15 protein-coding genes are annotated in these 18,454 nt (G+C 60.2%); 5 read left to right on the forward strand and 10 right to left on the reverse strand.

Annotated elements, in window-relative coordinates; all coding sequences use genetic code 11:
• Positions 1–3 precede the first annotated feature (3 nt).
• The 4 genes from ACZRKZ_RS10680 to lpxC all read left to right on the forward strand — a co-directional run bounded on the left by ACZRKZ_RS10680 (position 4) and on the right by lpxC (position 4,451).
• Positions 4–870 carry a cell division protein FtsQ/DivIB gene (locus tag ACZRKZ_RS10680; protein ID WP_463967143.1) on the forward strand — a complete coding sequence of 289 codons (867 nt, stop codon included), beginning with the start codon at positions 4–6 and terminating at the stop codon, positions 868–870.
• A 15-nt stretch (positions 871–885) separates the two neighbouring features.
• Positions 886–2,145, forward strand: a complete 1,260-nt coding sequence (ftsA, locus tag ACZRKZ_RS10685; RefSeq protein ID WP_463967142.1) for a cell division protein FtsA — start codon at positions 886–888, stop codon at positions 2,143–2,145.
• An 85-nt stretch (positions 2,146–2,230) separates the two neighbouring features.
• Positions 2,231–3,427: a cell division protein FtsZ gene (ftsZ, locus tag ACZRKZ_RS10690; protein WP_350612488.1), complete on the forward strand. Its 1,197-nt coding sequence runs from the start codon at positions 2,231–2,233 to the stop codon at positions 3,425–3,427.
• A gap of 112 nt (positions 3,428–3,539) precedes the next feature.
• Entirely contained in the window at positions 3,540–4,451 is a 912-nt protein-coding gene (lpxC, locus tag ACZRKZ_RS10695; RefSeq protein ID WP_029297841.1) for a UDP-3-O-acyl-N-acetylglucosamine deacetylase, read from the forward strand.
• Positions 4,452–4,504: 53 nt separating this feature from the next.
• Here lpxC and ACZRKZ_RS10700 read toward each other — a convergent pair whose 3' ends face one another.
• The 7 genes from ACZRKZ_RS10700 to ACZRKZ_RS10730 form a co-directional block, all read right to left on the reverse strand.
• The gene (locus ACZRKZ_RS10700) at positions 4,505–6,007 is read right to left on the reverse strand and encodes a sensor domain-containing diguanylate cyclase (RefSeq protein ID WP_463981573.1); all 1,503 of its coding nucleotides are present in this window, start codon (positions 6,005–6,007) and stop codon (positions 4,505–4,507) included.
• A gap of 87 nt (positions 6,008–6,094) precedes the next feature.
• Positions 6,095–7,588 (reverse strand): sensor domain-containing diguanylate cyclase, encoded by a 1,494-nt coding sequence (locus ACZRKZ_RS10705; RefSeq protein ID WP_463981574.1) that lies wholly within the window; start codon positions 7,586–7,588, stop codon positions 6,095–6,097.
• 105 nt (positions 7,589–7,693) lie between these two features.
• Complete coding sequence (locus tag ACZRKZ_RS10710; RefSeq protein ID WP_463981575.1) at positions 7,694–9,016, reverse strand: OprD family porin; 1,323 nt, start codon at positions 9,014–9,016, stop codon at positions 7,694–7,696.
• Positions 9,017–9,331: 315 nt separating this feature from the next.
• Positions 9,332–10,696, reverse strand: coding sequence for a heavy metal sensor histidine kinase (locus ACZRKZ_RS10715; protein ID WP_463981576.1), 1,365 nt, complete (start codon positions 10,694–10,696; stop codon positions 9,332–9,334).
• A complete protein-coding gene (locus ACZRKZ_RS10720; RefSeq protein WP_133099812.1) occupies positions 10,686–11,363 on the reverse strand; it encodes a heavy metal response regulator transcription factor in 678 nt (225 codons plus the stop codon). Before ACZRKZ_RS10720 ends, ACZRKZ_RS10715 begins: the two co-directional genes overlap by 11 nt.
• A gap of 9 nt (positions 11,364–11,372) precedes the next feature.
• Complete coding sequence (locus ACZRKZ_RS10725; protein ID WP_463967136.1) at positions 11,373–14,468, reverse strand: multidrug efflux RND transporter permease subunit; 3,096 nt, start codon at positions 14,466–14,468, stop codon at positions 11,373–11,375.
• Positions 14,465–15,631: an efflux RND transporter periplasmic adaptor subunit gene (locus tag ACZRKZ_RS10730; protein ID WP_463981577.1), complete on the reverse strand. Its 1,167-nt coding sequence runs from the start codon at positions 15,629–15,631 to the stop codon at positions 14,465–14,467. Before ACZRKZ_RS10730 ends, ACZRKZ_RS10725 begins: the two co-directional genes overlap by 4 nt.
• 215 nt (positions 15,632–15,846) lie before the next feature.
• Here ACZRKZ_RS10730 and ACZRKZ_RS10735 point away from each other — a divergent pair, with 215 nt between their 5' ends.
• On the forward strand, positions 15,847–16,089 hold the full coding sequence (locus tag ACZRKZ_RS10735; protein ID WP_463967134.1) for a hypothetical protein: 243 nt from the start codon (positions 15,847–15,849) through the stop codon (positions 16,087–16,089).
• A 108-nt stretch (positions 16,090–16,197) separates the two neighbouring features.
• Here the strand turns inward: ACZRKZ_RS10735 and ACZRKZ_RS10740 are convergent, their stop codons facing one another.
• From ACZRKZ_RS10740 to ACZRKZ_RS10750, 3 genes are all read right to left on the reverse strand, one after another.
• Complete coding sequence (locus ACZRKZ_RS10740) at positions 16,198–16,941, reverse strand: YkgJ family cysteine cluster protein (RefSeq protein WP_463981578.1); 744 nt, start codon at positions 16,939–16,941, stop codon at positions 16,198–16,200.
• Positions 16,942–17,048: 107 nt separating this feature from the next.
• Positions 17,049–17,531: a GNAT family N-acetyltransferase gene (locus ACZRKZ_RS10745; protein WP_463967132.1), complete on the reverse strand. Its 483-nt coding sequence runs from the start codon at positions 17,529–17,531 to the stop codon at positions 17,049–17,051.
• Positions 17,532–17,534: 3 nt separating this feature from the next.
• Positions 17,535–18,437: a chemotaxis protein CheW gene (locus ACZRKZ_RS10750; protein ID WP_463967131.1), complete on the reverse strand. Its 903-nt coding sequence runs from the start codon at positions 18,435–18,437 to the stop codon at positions 17,535–17,537.
• Positions 18,438–18,454 lie beyond the last annotated feature (17 nt).

An 18,454-nucleotide genomic window follows, 5' to 3' on the forward strand; every position in this document is an offset into this window, starting at 1 on the left:
ACCATGCAAGGCGCATCGCTTCGACATCAGCAACCCGCTCCCGGCCGCAAGCCGGTGCCGCGTGGTGCCAGCCGAATGGTGGCTAAAGAGCCGATGTCGGCGCGCCTGCCGAAAGCCAACTTTGGTTTTCTCAAGGCCCTGTTCTGGCCGGTGCTGTTGGTGGCGTTGGGTTTCGGTACTTATGAAGGTGCCCAGCGTCTGCTGCCTTACGCCGACCGGCCGATCACCAAGATCAGTGTGCAGGGCGACTTGAGCTACATCAGCCCTCAGGCGGTACAGCAGCGGATTGCGCCCTATGTGAGCGCGAGTTTCTTCACGATCGACCTGGCTGGCATGCGTGCGGAGCTAGAGCAAATGCCCTGGATTGCCCACGCCGAAGTGCGTCGAGTGTGGCCGGACCAAGTGACGATTCGCCTGGAAGAGCAACTGCCGGTGGCCCGTTGGGGTGAAGAAGCGCTGTTGAATAACCAAGGCCAGGCTTTTAATCCGCGCGAACTGGCCAATTACGAGCACCTGCCGAAGCTGCTCGGGCCACAACGGGCGCAACAACAAGTGATGCAGCAGTACCAGGCCTTGAGCCAGATGCTGCGGCCACTGGGTTTCTCCATTGCGCGACTGGAATTGCGCGAGCGGGGCAGCTGGTTTTTGACCACCGGGGCAGGCAGTTCCGGCCCGGGCATCGAGTTGTTACTGGGACGTGACCACTTGGTGGAGAAGATGCGCCGTTTTATCGCCATCTATGACAAGACGCTGAAAGAACAGATTACGAACATTGCGAGCATCGACCTGCGTTACGCCAACGGCCTTGCCGTTGGCTGGCGTGAACCGGCTGCGCCCACGTCAGCGCAGCCCGCTGTCGCGAAGAATTAAGAAGAGGCAGGACCCATGGCAAACGTGCAAAGCGGCAAAATGATCGTCGGTCTCGATATCGGCACCTCCAAGGTGGTGGCGCTGGTAGGCGAGGTTGCGGACGACGGCACGCTGGAAATCGTCGGAATCGGCACGCATCCGTCCCGTGGCCTGAAGAAGGGCGTGGTGGTCAACATCGAGTCCACCGTGCAATCGATCCAGCGCGCCATCGAAGAAGCGCAGTTGATGGCCGGCTGCCGAATTCACTCGGCGTTCGTCGGTGTTGCCGGCAACCACATCCGCAGCCTTAACTCCCACGGCATCGTGGCGATTCGCGACCGTGAAGTCAGCGCTGCCGACCTGGAACGGGTACTTGACGCGGCCCAGGCCGTGGCGATCCCGGCCGACCAGCGGGTGCTGCACACCCTGCCGCAAGACTATGTGATCGACAACCAGGAAGGTGTTCGCGAGCCCCTGGGCATGTCGGGCGTACGTCTGGAAGCCAAGGTCCACGTAGTCACCTGCGCCGTAAACGCTGCACAGAACATTGAAAAGTGCGTGCGCCGCTGCGGCCTGGAAATCGACGACATCATTCTCGAGCAACTGGCCTCCGCGTATTCGGTCCTGACCGACGATGAAAAAGAACTGGGCGTATGCCTGGTGGACATCGGCGGCGGCACCACCGACATCGCGATCTTTACCGAGGGTGCGATCCGTCACACCGCCGTGATCCCGATTGCCGGTGACCAGGTGACCAACGACATCGCCATGGCGTTGCGCACACCGACCCAGTACGCCGAAGAAATTAAGATCCGTTACGCCTGCGCCCTGGCCAAGCTGGCCGGCGCTGGTGAAACCATCAAGGTGCCGAGTGTTGGCGACCGTCCGCCGCGCGAACTGTCGCGCCAGGCGTTGGCCGAAGTGGTCGAGCCGCGCTACGACGAGCTGTTCACCTTGATTCAGGCTGAACTGCGCCGCAGCGGCTATGAAGATTTGATCCCGGCCGGCATCGTGCTGACCGGTGGCACCTCGAAGATGGAAGGCGCGGTGGAACTTGCCGAAGAAATCTTCCATATGCCAGTGCGCCTGGGCGTTCCCCATGGCGTCAAGGGCCTGGGCGACGTGGTGCGCAACCCTATTTACTCCACCGGTGTGGGCTTGCTGTTGTACGGCCTGCAAAAGCAGACCGACGGCATTTCCCTGTCGGGCCTTGGCAGCCGCGAAAGCTACAGCAACGACGAGCCGAAAACGCCGTTGTTCGAGCGCCTGCAAGCCTGGGTGAAAGGTAACTTCTAGATTTACCGTGACACCGTTTCACTGTTGTAGATGCATCGATGCAAGCAGTAGGCGAAAAAACTAGAGAAATGAAAGGAGAGGGAACATGTTCGAACTCGTAGACAACATCCCGCAAAGCCCGGTCATCAAAGTGATCGGTGTTGGCGGTGGCGGCGGCAACGCAGTCAACCATATGGTCAAGAGCAACATTGAAGGCGTCGAGTTCATCTGTGCCAACACTGATGCCCAGGCGCTGAAAAGCATCGGCGCACGCACCATCCTGCAATTGGGCACAGGCGTGACCAAGGGCCTGGGCGCTGGCGCTAATCCGGAAGTCGGCCGTCAAGCCGCCCTGGAAGACCGTGAGCGTATTGCCGAAGTGCTGCAGGGCACCAACATGGTGTTCATCACCACTGGCATGGGCGGCGGTACCGGTACCGGTGCTGCACCGATCATTGCCGAAGTGGCCAAGGAAATGGGCATTCTGACTGTCGCAGTTGTGACACGTCCGTTCCCGTTCGAAGGTCGCAAACGCATGCAGATCGCCGATGAAGGCATCCGTCTGCTGTCCGAAAGCGTCGACTCGTTGATCACTATCCCCAACGAGAAGCTGCTGACCATCCTCGGTAAGGACGCCAGCTTGCTGTCGGCTTTCGCCAAGGCCGATGACGTACTGGCGGGTGCCGTTCGCGGTATCTCCGACATCATCAAGCGTCCGGGCATGATCAACGTCGACTTTGCCGACGTACGTACCGTGATGAGCGAAATGGGCATGGCGATGATGGGCACTGGCTGCGCCAGCGGTCCGAACCGTGCACGTGAAGCTACTGAAGCGGCCATCCGCAACCCATTGTTGGAAGACGTGAACCTGCAAGGCGCACGCGGCATCCTGGTGAACATCACCGCCGGTCCTGACCTGTCCCTGGGTGAGTACTCCGACGTGGGTAGCATCATCGAAGCCTTCGCTTCCGAGCACGCCATGGTCAAGGTCGGTACCGTTATCGATCCAGACATGCGCGATGAACTGCACGTGACCGTAGTTGCTACCGGCCTGGGTGCAAAAATCGAGAAGCCTGTGAAGGTTATCGACAATACCGTTCATACCGGCCACAACAGCCAGTCGGCTGCCGCTTCTGCGCCTTCGCGCCAGGAACTGCCGTCGGTGAACTACCGTGACCTGGATCGTCCGACCGTGATGCGCAACCAGGCTCAGGCCGGGGCTGCGGCGTCGACTCGCTTGAATCCGCAAGATGATCTGGACTACCTAGACATCCCGGCTTTCCTGCGTCGTCAGGCCGATTAATGGAATGTATCAGGGCTATGAAGGTGATTGGTGTTCAGCAAAGGTCTGGTCTGCTATTATCGCCAGCCTTTGTTGATACCAGTTCGCAATTTGCGCTGAAGCGGTCCAAGCCATGATTAAACAACGCACCCTGAAAAATATTATCCGTGCCACAGGTGTAGGTCTGCACTCCGGGGAGAAGGTATACCTGACCCTCAAGCCTGCGCCTGTCGACACCGGCATCGTGTTTGTTCGTGCCGACCTGGACCCTGTCGTGCAGATTCCTGCTCGCGCGGAAAACGTTGGCGAAACCACTATGTCGACCACATTGGTCAACGGTGACGTCAAAGTAGACACGGTGGAGCACTTGCTCTCGGCCATGGCTGGCCTGGGCATCGATAACGCCTACGTCGAGCTCTCCGCGTCCGAAGTCCCAATCATGGATGGCAGCGCTGGACCCTTCGTATTCTTGATTCAATCTGCCGGCCTGGAAGAACAGGACGCAGCCAAGAAGTTCATTCGCATTCTGCGGGAAGTGACAGTAGAAGACGGCGACAAACGCGCCACCTTCGTCCCGTTCGAAGGCTTTAAAGTGAGCTTTGAGATCGATTTCGATCACCCGGTATTCCGTGACCGCACCCAAAGTGCAAGCGTGGATTTTTCCAGCACTTCGTTCGTAAAAGAAGTCAGCCGCGCCCGTACCTTTGGTTTTATGAGTGACATCGAGTACCTGCGCAAGCACAACCTCGCACTCGGCGGCAGCGTTGAAAACGCCATTGTGGTCGACGCGGATGGTGTACTGAACGAAGACGGTCTTCGTTATGAAGACGAATTCGTGAAGCACAAGATCCTCGATGCAATCGGTGACCTCTACCTGCTGGGCAATAGCCTGATAGGCGAGTTCAAAGGCTTCAAGTCGGGCCATGCACTGAACAACCAGCTCCTGCGCAAGTTGATTGAGCAGAAAGACGCTTGGGAAGTCGTGACCTTCGAAGATGCCAGCACCGCACCGATCTCTTACATGCGTCCCGTTGCGGCGGTGTAAGTAACAACTCTCTTTCCTTTTGTTTTTAAAGGCTGCCTGCGGGTGGCCTTTTTTTACGCCTGCGAATCGGCCTCGACGATACGGTTGCGACCGCCGTGCTTGGCCTCATAGAGGGCGCGGTCGGCACTGAGCAGCAGTTCTTCCAGCGACGCTGCGCTCCTTTTGTTCCAAGTGCTGAGGCCGATGCTCACGGTTATCGGTTGGGTATCTGCGGCCAACCGTGGCAAATACTCGATGCTGCTGCGGATATGCTCAGCGATCACCCCTGCACCACTGCTGTCGGTGTGGGGCAGAATCACTGCAAATTCCTCACCACCATAGCGGGCGGCCAAGTCGGCTGGGCGCCGGATGTTGCTGTCGATCACCTGTGCCACGGCGCGCAAGGCTTCGTCGCCACCTTGATGGCCATGACGGTCGTTGAACGCTTTGAAGTGGTCGACGTCGATCATCAGCAACGCCAGGGGTTCGTTGGAGCGTTGCGCGCGCTCCCATTCCAGGCGCAGGCGCTGGTCAAGCGTGCGGCGGTTGGCCAGGCCGGTGAGGGCATCGGTGGCTGCCAGTTCTGACAGGACGCCTTCGGCGCGGTATCGCCGACGCAGTTCCATGCACAGCATCCAGGTCAGCCAGAGCAAGCCGAGACATAGCACGCCAGTTGCGCTGCTGATCAACAGCGCGGCACGTTTCCAGGGGGCGAAGATTTCATCGGACGACAACGCGACGGCGACGATCAGCGGCAAGGTGCCGACATTGGAGAAGGTATAGAGGCGCGGGTGGTGGTCGACGCTGGAGATGCCGGTGAAGCTGCCGTTACGTTCGCGCAATATGCGGGCAACGTTCGGTCGCGCGCTGAGGTCTTTGTCGATCATGTCCTGTTCCAGCAACGGCTGTTGGGCCAACAGAATGCCCTGATGATTGATCAGGTTGATGGTGCTGTTGCTGCCAATATTGAGGCTGTTGAACAACTGGGCGAAGTACGACAGGCGCATGGAGGCTACCGCCACCCCGAGGAATCGCCCGTCCGAGGCGGACACCCGGCGACTGAAGGCGATGCGCCATTTGTCCTCGCACACACTGCAGGCCATAAAGGGGCGACTGATAAACAGCCCACTGTCGGGATTCTGCCGGTGGGTCTGGAAATAGTCCCGGTCGGCGAAGTTGCCGGGCATGGGTGCCAGCAACGAAGAGTCGGCGATCACCTCGCCAGCCTTGTCCAGCAACAGGATGTCGCCCTTGTACGGGGCTGCCGCTGACCGGTCGAACAGTACCAAATGGCGGATGTTCGCCGACACATCCTGCAAGTCGCTGCGTTCGGTGGCGGCAATCAGGCCTTTGAGGGACATGTCGTAGAGTTCGACGTTACGCAGCACGTCGGCGTCGATCAGTTGAGTAATGTTGCTCGCTGTGCGCTTGGCCGCCTGCAGGGCGTTGGCGTGTTCGCGAATCAGCAGGATGGTGACGATGGCCACAATCAGCAGGGCCGTGAGGCCGCTGCCCAGGATCAACAGGAACTCCGGGCGGCGGCTAGGACGTGGCAGACGGGCAATGCTTGGGCTCATCAGGCGTACTTCTGCTTCGAGGATGCCTTTAGCGTAGTTCCTGATACAGGCCCCTGTGTGATCGTTCCTGCTGCATGGCAACGGTCATCACAGGCCCTGGGCGTCGACGATGCGATTTCGCCCTGTGCGCTTGGCCTCATACAGCGCCCGGTCGGCACTGAGTAGTAGCTCTTCCAGAGAGCCACGGCTGTTTTTGTCCGAGACGCTGATGCCGATGCTCACCGTGATCGGCAGGGCATCCCCAGCCACCCGTGGCAGGTGTTCGACGGCGCTGCGTATATATTCAGCAATGACCCCGGCGCCGTTGCTGTCGGTATGAGGCAGGATCACTGCAAATTCTTCACCGCCATAACGGGTAGCCAGGTCGGCGGGGCGCCGAACACTGCTGGCAATGGCCTGGGCCACGTTGCGTAACGCTTCATCGCCGCCCTGATGACCATGGCGGTCGTTGAAGGATTTGAAATGATCGATATCGATCATCAACAGCGCCAGCGGCTCCCCCGAACGTTGCGCGCGATCCCATTCCATAAGCAGGCGCTGGTCCAGGGTGCGGCGGTTGGCCAGGCTCGTCAGGGCATCGGTGGCGGCCAGTTCCGACAGCACTTTTTCGGCGCGGTAACGGCGGCGCAACTCCAGGCGCAACATCCACGTCAGCCACAGGAGGCCTACGCACAACACTCCGGTGGCGCCACTGACCAGCAGCGCCGCGCGTTTCCAGGCGGCAAACACGTCCTCGCTGGACAACGCCACGACGACGATCAGCGGCAGCCGGCCGACGTTGGTGAAGGTGTACAGGCGAGGTGTGCCGTCGAGGCTGGAGACCCCACTGAAACTGCCGCTGCCTTCGCGCAGCATTCTTTTAAAGTTTGACCGTGAGCTGAGGTCTTTGTCGATCATGTCGCGTTCCATCAAGGGTTGCTGGGCCAGAAGAATGCCGTTGCTGTTTAGCAGGTTGATGGTGCTGCCACTGCCAATCGTGAGGCTGCTGAACAGCTGATCAAAATACGCCAGACGCATGGTGGCCACCGCCACCCCTGAAAACTCGCCATTGACTCCTTGCACCTTGCGGCTGAACGCGATGCGCCATACCTGCTCGCAGTCGCAGAGGACCTTGAACGGGCGGCTGATAAACAGCCCGGCATCGGTGCTCTGTTGATGGATCTGGAAATAATCGCGGTTAGAGAGGTTACGGGGCGTGGGGGTGAGCGTCGATGAGTCGGCGGTTACTGCTCCGCTCTTGTCCAGCAGGAGGATTTCGCCCTTGAAGGGGGCTGCTGTTGACTGGTCGAACAGCACCAAGTGACGAATGTCCGCCGGCACCTGCGCTAAATCCTTGCGCGACGTAGCCGCGATCAGGCCTTGCAGGGCCAAGTCATAGAGTTCGACATTACGCAGCACATCGGCGTTGATCAGTTGGGTGATGTTACTGGCTGAGCGCTTGGCCGCCTGCAGGGCGCTGGTATGCTCGCGAATCAACAACACAGCGATGATGACGATGATCAGCGTGACGGTGAGGCCACTGCCCAGAATCAGAAAAAGCTCCGGGCGTGCAGGATAGCTATAGGTAGGGCGTTGATTCATCGGACTGACTTCGGCGACGACGATGCTGGCAGTCTAATTCGAAGCCGTGTGAATTAAGTCATTACCGGTGAAAGAAAGATTAGCGTGGTGGCGCTTTCGGTGGTTTCAAAACACATCAATCGGGTAATCCACAATCACCCGGTATTCATCCACATCCCGGTCCACCGCCGAGTAGCCGTTGCTGCCACGGTTGGTCGCCCACTGCAGGCGCACGGCCAGATCCTTGGCTTTACCGCCTTGCACCACGTACTTCAAATCGATGTCCCGCTCCCAATGCTTGGCGTTCTTGCCCTCGGCGCTGTACCAGGAGGCATAGCCACGGCTGTTGGGGTCAACCTTGGTCAGGTCGGTCTTGCCGCTGGAGTAGGACACGGCCGAAGTCAGGCCCGGCAAGCCAAGGCCGACAAAATCGTAGGCGTACTTGAGCTTCCACGAGCGCTCGTTAGGGCCGTTGAAGTCCGAGTATTGCTGGGAGTTGTCCAGGTACACGCTGTCGCCCTGGGTGATGTAGTCGAACGGCGTATTGCCGTTGACCCGCTGGTAGGCAGCGGTGACGCTGTGATTGCCGACGCCGACAGTGAAATGCAGGCTGTAGGTGTTGTTGTCGATATTGCCCAGCAGGGCGTTGCCGGTGTCTTGCGTATGGTAGTAGTGCAAGCCGGGGTTAAGGCTGACCAGGTCGTTGACCGCGTAGGTGTAGTCCAGGTCGTAGTAGTACTGATTCCATACGTCCTTGAGTTCGGAGGCGTAGAGGCTGCTGGTCAACCCAGGAACGCCGCTCCAGGCCACTCCGGCCCAGTTCAGATGCTGGCTGTCGTCGCCGCCCTGCAATGCGCCATAGCTGGTGCCGATGCGCTGGTGGCCGCTCTGGTTGTAGAGCTTGGTAAAGCTGGCCTGGCCGCCTTCGATCATCAGCCCGTCGACGCTGTGGTTGGTCAGGCTCAGGCCACGAAAGGTCTGGGGCAGCATGCGTGTCATGCCGCCGGCGATCACCGGGTTGTTGAGGAACAGGTCGCCGGCTTTCAACTCGGTGTCGAAGGCGCGCATTTTCAGGGTGCCGCCCGCAGTGGAAAACGAGCCGGGTGCTTTGCCGTTGCCGCTGCCGTAAGGGAGGATGCTGGAGCTGTCGGTGCCGCCACCGCCGTCGAGCTTGAGGCCGAGCATAGCGTGGGCATCAAGGCCGAAACCGACGGTGCCTTGGGTGTAGCCGGATTCGAAGATGCCGAGAAACCCCTGGCCCCACTCCTTGCTGTCATCGGTGTGAGTGTCGCGACGGTCGCGGTTCATGTAGTAGTTGCGAGTGTTGATTTTGAAGCTTGAGCCTTCGACGAAACCGTCGGTGGGTGTGGTGTCTGCCGCGTGGGCGAAAGGGACGATAGTTGCAGCAATCGCGAGGAATAGCGGGGTTAACGTCAGCGAGGTTTTCACCTGGTTGGAGCTCCTTTGGGTCAATCGAAACCGGCCAATGTTGTTGGGTTTGCCTGGCCTTTTTTACGGTCAAAAAAAAGCCGCTGAAGTCAGCGGCTTTAGGACAGATTCCCAGTGTAGAGCCCTGGAAATAAGTCGAGGGAAATCTTGGGAGGGCGGGTCAGCTGTCTTTGCCGTCGCGCTCGTCGATGCGCTAAATTAGCGCAGGCGAGTGGCGGGATACAGAGTGTAACAAGATAATTACTATTGCCAAAATCGCAATAGTTGAATGAGGGCAGAGCTTTTGTGGTGAGCAGGCAAGCTTCCTCACCACCGTTAGACCGGCAAGGTTATTCCGAAGGTATTGCCGCTGCTGTCACTGCGCACAAACACATCCCCGCCATGCATCAACGCAATCGCCTTGACGATGGCCAACCCCAGCCCATGATTGGCGCCGCTGTTGCTGCGCGAAGCATCCACCCGATAAAAGCGCTCAAACAAACGAGGCAAATGCTCGTTGGCAATCACCTCGCCAGGGTTGGTCACGCCAATCGCCACCTGATGCTCCAGCACCTCGATCTTCACTTCGATCATCTGCCCCGGCGCCGTGTGCTGCACAGCATTGCTCAGCAAGTTAATCAGCGCCCGGCGCAAGTGGGCCTTTTCGATATGCACTTGGGCGTCGCCGATCACCTGCACCTGCACCTGGGCGTCTTCAAGGATGAAGTCCAGGTAATCCAGGGTGGTGGCGACTTCATCGGCCAACGAGCTGCTGATCAGCTTGGTGGCTTTGCTGCCCTGGTCGGCGCTGGCCAAAAACAGCATATCGTTGATGATCGAACGCAGGCGTTCCAGCTCTTCCAGGTTCGATTGCAGCACTTCGAAGTAATGCTCCGCCGAGCGCCCTCGGGTCAGGGCGACCTGGGTCTGGCCAATCAGGTTGGTCAGCGGCGAGCGCAGTTCATGGGCAACGTCGGCGTTGAAGGATTCCAGGCGTGAGTAGGCCTGTTCCACCCGCTCCAGGGTGGAGTTGAACGAGTTGACGAACTGCTTGAGTTCCGGCGGCAGCGGCGACAGTTGCAGACGCCCGGAGAGTTTCGGCGGCGCCAGTTTTTGCGCTTCATCCGAGAGCTTGATCAGCGGCTTGAGGCCGATGCGGGCCACCCAGAAGCCGAATACTGAAGCCAGCACCACCCCGACAAACGCCAGGCTGACCAAGGCCGTCAGCAAGTGATGCTGGGTGGCACGGAAGTTATCGGTGTCGATGGCGATCATGAAGCGCAGCGGCGGGCGCTGGTCCTTGGCGGGAAACTGGCTCACCAGCACCTTGAACGGGTAATCATGGCCCGGCAGGTACAAGTCGCGTTTGCCGGTCGGGCCCTCGGCGAAGGCGCGAATCTGCGCATCAGCGTTGCCATATTCGTAGGCCGGATCACTGCTCACCACCCAGAAACGGATGCGCTTGTCTTCCTCCCCCAACAGCTTGAGCTTGCTGTTGATCTTCACCCAGTGGTCCGGCGTACCGTAACGCCCCAGGGACGATTCCAACACGCTGTAGCGCGCATCCAACTCGGCGCCCGGCAACAAGTCCAGGCCCTTGTCCACCTGCTGATACAGCGCACCGCCGATCAACAGGAAGATCAGCAGCGCCACCAGGGTGAACATTCCACTCAGGCGCAGGGCGATCGAGTTAGTCGACACCGCGGTTCTCCAGCACGTAGCCCATGCCACGAATGGTGTGCAGCAGTTTCTGTTCGAACGGCCCGTCGAGCTTGGCCCGCAGACGCTTGATCGCCACTTCGACAACGTTGGCGTCGCTGTCGAAATTGATGTCCCAGACCATTTCCGCAATTGAGGTCTTGGACAGAATCTCACCCTGACGCCGCGCCAGCACGCTGAGCAACGAGAACTCCTTGGCGGTCAGGTCCAGGCGAATGCCTGCGCGGCTGGCCTTGCGGCTGATCAGGTCGATCCACAGGTCGGCGATGGTTACTTGCACCGGTTCATGGCCGCCACTGCGTCGGGTCAGGGCTTGCAGGCGTGCCACCAGTTCCAGGAAGGAGAAGGGTTTGCCCAAGTAATCATCGGCGCCTTCACGCAACCCGCGAATGCGGTCTTCCACCCGCTCGCGCGCGGTGAGCATGATCACCGGGGTCTGCTTGCGGGCGCGTAGCGCGCGCAATACGCCGAAACCGTCCAGGCCCGGAAGCATCACGTCGAGCACGATCACTGCGTAGTCACTTTCCAGGGCCATGTGCAAACCCTCGACACCCTCCCGGGCAACATCGACCGTATAGCCTTGCTCGGTCAGGCCGCGATGCAGGTAATCGGCAGTTTTTTCTTCGTCTTCAATAATCAGGACGCGCATGACCCCGCCTCAGTGTGTGGTCGCCAGCCCGAGGGCCGGTTTGGGTCTATGAAAGAATTTCTCAAGGTACAAGTATATGACCGGCGTGGTGAACAGCGTCAGCGCCTGGCTCACCAGCAGCCCGCCGACCACCGCGATCCCCAGTGGCTGGCGCAACTCGGCGCCGGGACCGGAACCCAGCATCAGCGGCACGGCGCCCAACAGCGCGGCGAGGGTGGTCATGATAATTGGCCGGAACCGCGTGACACAGGCTTCATAAATCGCCTCATCGGCCGGCAACCCGCGCACGCGCTGGGCTTCCAGGGCGAAGTCGATCATCAGGATGCCGTTCTTCTTGACGATGCCGATTAGCAGCACCAGGCCAATCAGCGCCATGATCGAAAAGTCCTGGCCGAACAGCCAGAGCATGATCAGCGCGCCCAAACCGGCGGAGGGCAGGGTGGAGATGATGGTCAACGGGTGCACAAAGCTTTCGTACAACACACCCAGGATGATGTAGACCGCCACCAGCGCCGCCAGGATCAGCCACGGCTGGCTGGCCAGCGAGCTTTGGAATGCCTGGGCCGCGCCCTGGAAGTTACCGATGATGCTCGCCGGCATGCCGATCTCGTTCTTCGCCTGGTTAAGCATGATCACCGCATCGCCCAAGGCCACGCCGGGTGCCAGGTTGAACGACAGGTTGGCGGCCGGGAACATGCCGTCATGGCTGATGGACAATGGCCCGACAGTCGGCGGATCGACCTTGGCCACCGCCGACAGCGGCACCATCTCGCCGCTGAGTGGTGAGCGCAGGTAGAAGTAATTGAGGCTTTCGGCCTTGCCTCGTTGCTGGGTGTCCAGTTCCAGTACCACCTGATATTGGTTGATCTCGGTCTGGAACTCATTGACCTGGCGCTGGCCGAAGGCGTCATACAGCGCCTGGTCGACATCGGTGGCGGTCAGGCCGAAGCGTGCGGCGGCCTGGCGGTCGATACTGATGTGGGTGATGCTGCCGCCCAGTTGCAGGTCGTTGGACAGGTCGCGGAACGCCGGGTTGGCCCGCAGTTTTTCGGTCAGGCGCTGGGTCCAGGTATTGAGTGTCGGGCCGTCATTGCTCTTGAGCACATATTGGTACTGGCTGCGGCTGGGGCCGGAGCTGAGGTTGATGTCCTGGCCGGCCCGCAGGTAGAGGACGATGCCCGGGATCTTCGCCAGCTTCGGGCGAATGCGGTCGATGAACTGGCTGGCGGTCACATCGCGGTCGCCACGGTCTTTCAAGGCTATCCAGAAGCGGCCGTTGGCGATGGTCTGGTTGCTGCCGGTCACGCCCACGGAGTGGGAGAAAGCCTGCACCGCCGGGTCCGCTTCGACAATCTCGGCCAGGGCCTTGTGCTTGGCGATCATGTCCGGGTAAGACACGTCCGCAGCTGCTTCGCTGGTGCCCAGGACAAAACCGGTGTCTTGCACCGGGAAGAAGCCCTTGGGGATAAACACGTAACCGGCGACGGCCAGGCCCAGCGTCACGACGAAGATCCCCAGCATCAGCCGCTGATGGGCCAGGGCACGGCGCAGGTTTTTGGCGTAACCCGCCAGCAGGCGTTCGCCGAAGCCGGGTTTGTCGTGGGGGTGATGAGTGGGGGCGCGCATGAACAGCGCCGCCAGGGTGGGCGCCAGGGTCAGGGATACCACCACCGAAATCAGAATGGTCGAGGTGGCGGTCAGGGCAAACTCTTTGAACAATCGCCCGACCACGCCGCCCATGAACAGCAGCGGGATAAACGCCGCCACCAGCGAGAAGCTGATGGACACCACCGTAAAGCCAATCTCGCCGGCGCCCTTGATGGCCGCCTCGCGTTTGTCCAGGCCAGCCTCCAGATGCCGGTGAATGTTTTCCACCACCACAATTGCATCGTCCACCACAAACCCCACGGCGATGACGATGGCCACCAGGGTCAGGTTGTTCAGGCTGAACCCCATCACGTACATCAAGGCGAAACTGGCGATCAGCGATACACCGAGCACACTGGAAACAATCATGGTCGCCGACCATTGGCGCAAGAACAGCGCCATCACCGCCACCACCAGCAACACGGCGATCAGCAGGGTGACTTCCACTTCATGCAAGGACGCGCGGATGGTCTTGGTGCGGTCCGACAGCACACTGACCTCCACCGACGCCGGCAGCATGGCTTCCAGGCGCGGCAGTTCCGATTGGATACGGTCCACGGTTTCGACGATATTGGCGCCGGGCTGGCGGGAAATTACCAGGTTGACCCCCGGCGTATCGCCGGACCAGGCCTGCACGTAGGCGTTTTCCGAGCCGTTGATGACTTTTGCTACATCGCGCAACTGAACCGGTGCACCGTTTTTGTAGGAGACGATCAGTTCGCCGTATTCCTCGGGGTGGAACAATTGGTCGTTGGTCGACAGGGTGGACACGCTGTTCTGCCCGTACAACGCGCCCTTGGCCAGGTTCAGGCTTGATTGCTGGATCGCCAGGCGAATGTCCGCCAGGGTCAGGCCGATGGCCGCCAGTTTGTCCGGCGATGCCTGCACGCGAATCGCCGGGCGTTGCTGGCCGGTAATGTTGATCTGGCCGACGCCATCGATCTGGCTGATCTGCCGCGCCAGCAGGGTTTCCACGTAGTCGCTCAGTTCGGTGCCGGGCATGTTGTTGGAACTGACGCTGAGGATCAGCACCGGGCTGTCCGCCGGATTGACCTTCTTCCAGGTCGGCAGGTTCGGCATGTCGCTGGGCAGCTTGCCGGACGCGGTATTGATCGCCGCCTGCACTTCTTGCGCAGCCGTGTCGATGCTCTTGTCGAGAGTGAATTGCAGGGTCAGCAGGCTTGAGCCCAAGGCACTGCTGGAAGTCATTTGGGTCATGCCGGGGATGGCGCTGAACTGCACTTCCAGTGGTGTGGCCACCGAGGACGCCATGGTATCGGGGCTGGCGCCGGGCAGTTGGGCGCTGACCTGGATTGTCGGAAATTCCGCTTCCGGCAGTGGCGCGATGGGCAGGCGCGGGAAGGCAATCAACCCCAGCAGCACCAGGGCGAAGGTCAGCAGCAGGGTGGCGACCGGGTGGTCGACGCACCAGGCGGACACCGAACCATGGCCCTTCATGGCTGTGCCTGCGCGTCGGCTGTCTGGATCACTTGCGGCGGTTCCTTGAGAACTTCCACCCGGGCCCCGGCCTTGAGCCGCGACTGGCCATCGCTGACCAGCACATCACCGGCCTGCACGCCCTTGAGGATGTTGAGCTCGCTGTTTTGATAGACCACCTGCACCGGCACGACGTCGACCTTGTCACCGTTGATCCGGTACACGAAGTGCGAATCCAGGCCGCGCTGGACCACGGTCGGCGGCACTACTAGAGCGTTCTTGTCGAGGGCGGTCTGGATCTTCACAGTCACCAGTTGCCCTGGCCAGAGTTTTTGCGTGGCGTTGTTGAACTCGGCCTTGGCGCGAATAGTGCCGGTGGTGGCGCTGATCTGGTTGTCGATCAGGCTCAGGTGGCCTTCGCCCAGCAGGTCGGAAGTTGGGCCGTCGGTATCGGCGCCCATGTAGGCGTCGACACTGGCTGGCTGCTGCGCGGCGATCAAGCCTTGCAAGGTCGGCAGCATCTGTTGTGGCAGGGAAAACTCCACGGCAATCGGGTCGGTCTGGGTGACCGAGAACAGGCCTTGGGTGTCGCTCATGCGCAGGAAATTGCCTTCATCCACCGTACGAATACCGACGCGTCCGCTGACCGGCGAGCGAATCTGCGTGTACGACAACTGCACCTGAGCCGAATCAATCGCCGCCTGATTACCCTGAGCGGTGGCTTTCAACTGGTTGACCAGAGCCTGTTGCTGATCGTAAGTCTGCTTCGATACACCGTCGTCGACGCTCAGCAGCTTGTAGCGCTTGAGGTTGATCAGGGCCACTTGCAACTGCGCCTGGCTTTCACCCAATTGCGCACGGGCCTGGTCGAGGCTGGCACGGATCGAGCGATCATCAATGGTCGCCAGTAAATCGCCGGCCTTGACCCGTTGGCCTTCCTTGACCAGGAGTTTGGTAAGAATACCGTCGATTTGCGGGCGAATGACCACGCTATGCAGCGAAAGCACCGAACCGATACCGCTGACGAAGCGCGGGATGTCCTGTTGCACGACGCTAATCACTCGAACCGGAATCGCCGTGGGCGCGATCAGCCTGGTCTTGGCTGGTCGGGTCAACACCCAGGCGACGATAGCCAGTAGTACGAGGACGCCGACGATCAAGGCGGTTTTTCGTTGAATTCCCATGGGGTGATGGCGCCCGGACAGAAGATCGGAAGAATAAAGGTTCTTTATAGCCCGCTAACCCGGTCAGCAAAGTGACTGCTAACTGACGGCGCTGTCAGTAAAGAGCGACCATTCGTACAGGCAGTGGTTAAAGATCCTGGGCGCGCAGGTATACTGCCCGGCGGTGTGGTCCGCAAGCCGGGCCCGCGTCATCTTTTGTACTCCCCGGAGCTTCCATGAATTCCCCGACACAACCTCCTGTTGAAAGCGTCGACATCGACGAACAGGCCAACCCTGACAACGTTGATGGCGAAGCCAAGGCCGAGATCCCGGCCTTCAAGTTCCCGTTCAAACCGGGCGAATTGGCCGAGGCGAAAAAAGCCAGCCAACCCTGGTACAAGAACGGCGCCAAGAACGGTCATACCAAGAGCCCTGGCGTGGCTCCGCCCGGCACCCGTCGCTCGATGGGCAAGCGCTAAGGTTTTTTGCCTTCGCAGGAGCACCGGGTAACTAAATGCATCGCTAGCGTTTGCCCGACCGGTGTATCACCGGCATTCGCGATGAAACCATCAGCCTTGCTGAAAGACCTAAGCTGCCCGCAACGAAATAAACGCATAGTTGACTGGTACCTCAGTCGCAATCCGAGCCCCGGCATCCAGCAACTGCTCGGCAATGTCCAACCCGGACACATGGAATACCCACTCATTGGCCATGGATGGCTGTTCAGCCGCCAACTCGAGCGCCTGGGCAAACGCTCCCATGTCCGGCAGGTAAGCAGTAAAACCATCGCCCTTGAGCGCGGTGGTGTGAATCCCCAGCAAGGCACACACCGCTTCCTTGGTCTGGATATCGTCGCGGTCGGCCTGGCGTGAGCGGCGGATCAGCTCGGCCAGTCCCTGGTCCACCAACTCGCCACCGACAATCAGCGCCGGGCCCTGTTCCCAGGATTCGGGCGGGCAGTCCTTGGCGGCGGGGTTGAGCGGGATGTGCGGGTTGATCTCCATGGGGTAGATACGACAGACCAGTGGCCGGCGCTCATAGATGCGGCACAGCTTGTCTTCGTCAAGATTCCGGCAGGGACCGACGTTATAGGCAGCAAAGGTAATCGCCACATGCGCCTGGGCATTACCGCTGGGGACAACACAGGAACGGCGTTGGGCATGTTCGCGTTGTTGTTCTGGCAAGCCCAGGCCATTGCCGAGGAAACCCTCCACCAGAACGATGACGTTACCGCCGTCCGCCGCCCACTGCCTGGCTTCGTCAAGGGTCAGGGGCACATGATGGTCAGTGCAGCATTTGCCGCAGCCGACACAGGAAAAGTGGGTGGTCATGAGGGTTCGGTCACCAGGCCAGGTTCAGGGGCACACTTGGACGGTGACGGCTTTACACCTCTGTCCAGCGTCCAGGCCTTGTCCGAAGCAAGTTATGCGCCAGGCCTTTATTCCTCAGGGACGAGGTCTCGCAGCACGAACACCATACCCGCGCTTTCATACAGGCGCCGGGCCCGCACATTGGTTTCCAGCACCTTGAGATCGACGAAGCCTTCGCGGCGCTGCTGAAACACCTGAAACACCTGCTGCAACAAGGCCCGGCCCAGGCCCTGGCCTTGAGCGTTGGGATGGATCACCAGGTTCTTGATATAGGCGCTGGTCCAGCATTGCGCCACGCCAACGATGCCGCTGGCGTTACTGGCGACGATGCACAGGGTCGGGTCGAACTCGGCGTCGGTGACGAACTGTTGGCACCACTGCTCAAGGGGGGCAACCCGACCACCGCCCTGTTGATAACCCAGGAGCAGCACGGCGTGGATCGCCGGGGCCAGTTCTTCGTGGTAGTGCTCCAGGCGAATATCTGCAGGCCATTGCGGCGCGGGCAGGGCGCCACGCAAGTCTCGGCGCAGCAACTGGAAATACTCGCCCATCGGTCAGAGGCCCTGCTGCGCCACGGTCTGCGCGGCGACCACCAGGCATTTGGTCAGCTCCGGCGAGGAAAACTTGGTCAACACCGCGTTGGCCCCGGCCAGTCTGGCTTTTTCGCTGTTCATGGCGCTGTCCAGGGAGGTGTGCAGCAGCACATAGAGGTCCTGGAAGTCCGGGGTTTCCCGCAGGGTGCGGGTTAAGGCATAACCGTCCATCTCGGACATTTCGATGTCCGATACCACCACGTTGATCTGTTCGGCGGTGCCTTGCAGCTCCAGTAGGCAATCAATGGCTTCCTTGGCACTGCGGGCGGTGTGGCAATGCAGGCCGAGGTTGCGCAGGGTATGTACCGATTGTTGCAACGCCACCTGGCTGTCATCAACTACCAGGATTCGTGCATGGCCCAGCACTTCGGCCTCTTCCATGCTCAAGTCGGTGGGCGCTACTTCAATCTGCACCGGGGCAATGGCGTGGATGACTTTTTCGATGTCCAGCACCTGCACCAATACCCCGTCGACCTGGGTCACGCCGGTAATGAACGAACGGCTGCCACCGGAACCAAAGGGCGGCGGACGAACGTCGGTGGTCAGGCAGTGGACGATCCGGCTTACCGCTTGTACGTGCAGGCCTTGTTTGGAGCGGCTGACGTCAGTGACGATCAGGCAGCCGCCATCCGGGTCTTCCAGGGGCATTTCCCCCAGGGCCCTGCTCAGGTCGATCACCGACAACGCCGCGCCGCGCAGGGTGGCGATGCCTTTGACGTGAGGGTGAGACTCCGGCAGCTTGGTCAGCGGCGGGCAAGGGATGATTTCACTGACTTTCAGCAGGTTTATGGCCATCAGCTTGCCGCTGCGCAAGGTAAAAAGCAGAAGTGAGAGTGAGTCTGCGCGGGCTTTGGTGGTGGACATAGAAACCTTCTGTGGAT

The organism is Pseudomonas sp. c313 (assembly GCF_055407145.1).

Bases quoted from the DNA above. Each gene is read 5' to 3' on its own strand.
- ACZRKZ_RS10680 (WP_463967143.1), top strand. From the start codon at position 4: ATGCAAGGCGCATCGCTTCGACATCAGCAACCCGCTCCCGGCCGCAAG.
- ftsA (WP_463967142.1), top strand. From the start codon at position 886: ATGGCAAACGTGCAAAGCGGCAAAATGATCGTCGGTCTCGATATCGGC.
- ftsZ (WP_350612488.1), top strand. From the start codon at position 2,231: ATGTTCGAACTCGTAGACAACATCCCGCAAAGCCCGGTCATCAAAGTG.
- lpxC (WP_029297841.1), top strand. From the start codon at position 3,540: ATGATTAAACAACGCACCCTGAAAAATATTATCCGTGCCACAGGTGTA.
- ACZRKZ_RS10700 (WP_463981573.1), bottom strand. From the start codon at position 6,007: ATGAGCCCAAGCATTGCCCGTCTGCCACGTCCTAGCCGCCGCCCGGAG.
- ACZRKZ_RS10705 (WP_463981574.1), bottom strand. From the start codon at position 7,588: ATGAATCAACGCCCTACCTATAGCTATCCTGCACGCCCGGAGCTTTTT.
- ACZRKZ_RS10720 (WP_133099812.1), bottom strand. From the start codon at position 11,363: ATGCGCGTCCTGATTATTGAAGACGAAGAAAAAACTGCCGATTACCTG.
- ACZRKZ_RS10725 (WP_463967136.1), bottom strand. From the start codon at position 14,468: ATGAAGGGCCATGGTTCGGTGTCCGCCTGGTGCGTCGACCACCCGGTC.
- ACZRKZ_RS10730 (WP_463981577.1), bottom strand. From the start codon at position 15,631: ATGGGAATTCAACGAAAAACCGCCTTGATCGTCGGCGTCCTCGTACTA.
- ACZRKZ_RS10735 (WP_463967134.1), top strand. From the start codon at position 15,847: ATGAATTCCCCGACACAACCTCCTGTTGAAAGCGTCGACATCGACGAA.
- ACZRKZ_RS10740 (WP_463981578.1), bottom strand. From the start codon at position 16,941: ATGACCACCCACTTTTCCTGTGTCGGCTGCGGCAAATGCTGCACTGAC.
- ACZRKZ_RS10745 (WP_463967132.1), bottom strand. From the start codon at position 17,531: ATGGGCGAGTATTTCCAGTTGCTGCGCCGAGACTTGCGTGGCGCCCTG.
- ACZRKZ_RS10750 (WP_463967131.1), bottom strand. From the start codon at position 18,437: ATGTCCACCACCAAAGCCCGCGCAGACTCACTCTCACTTCTGCTTTTT.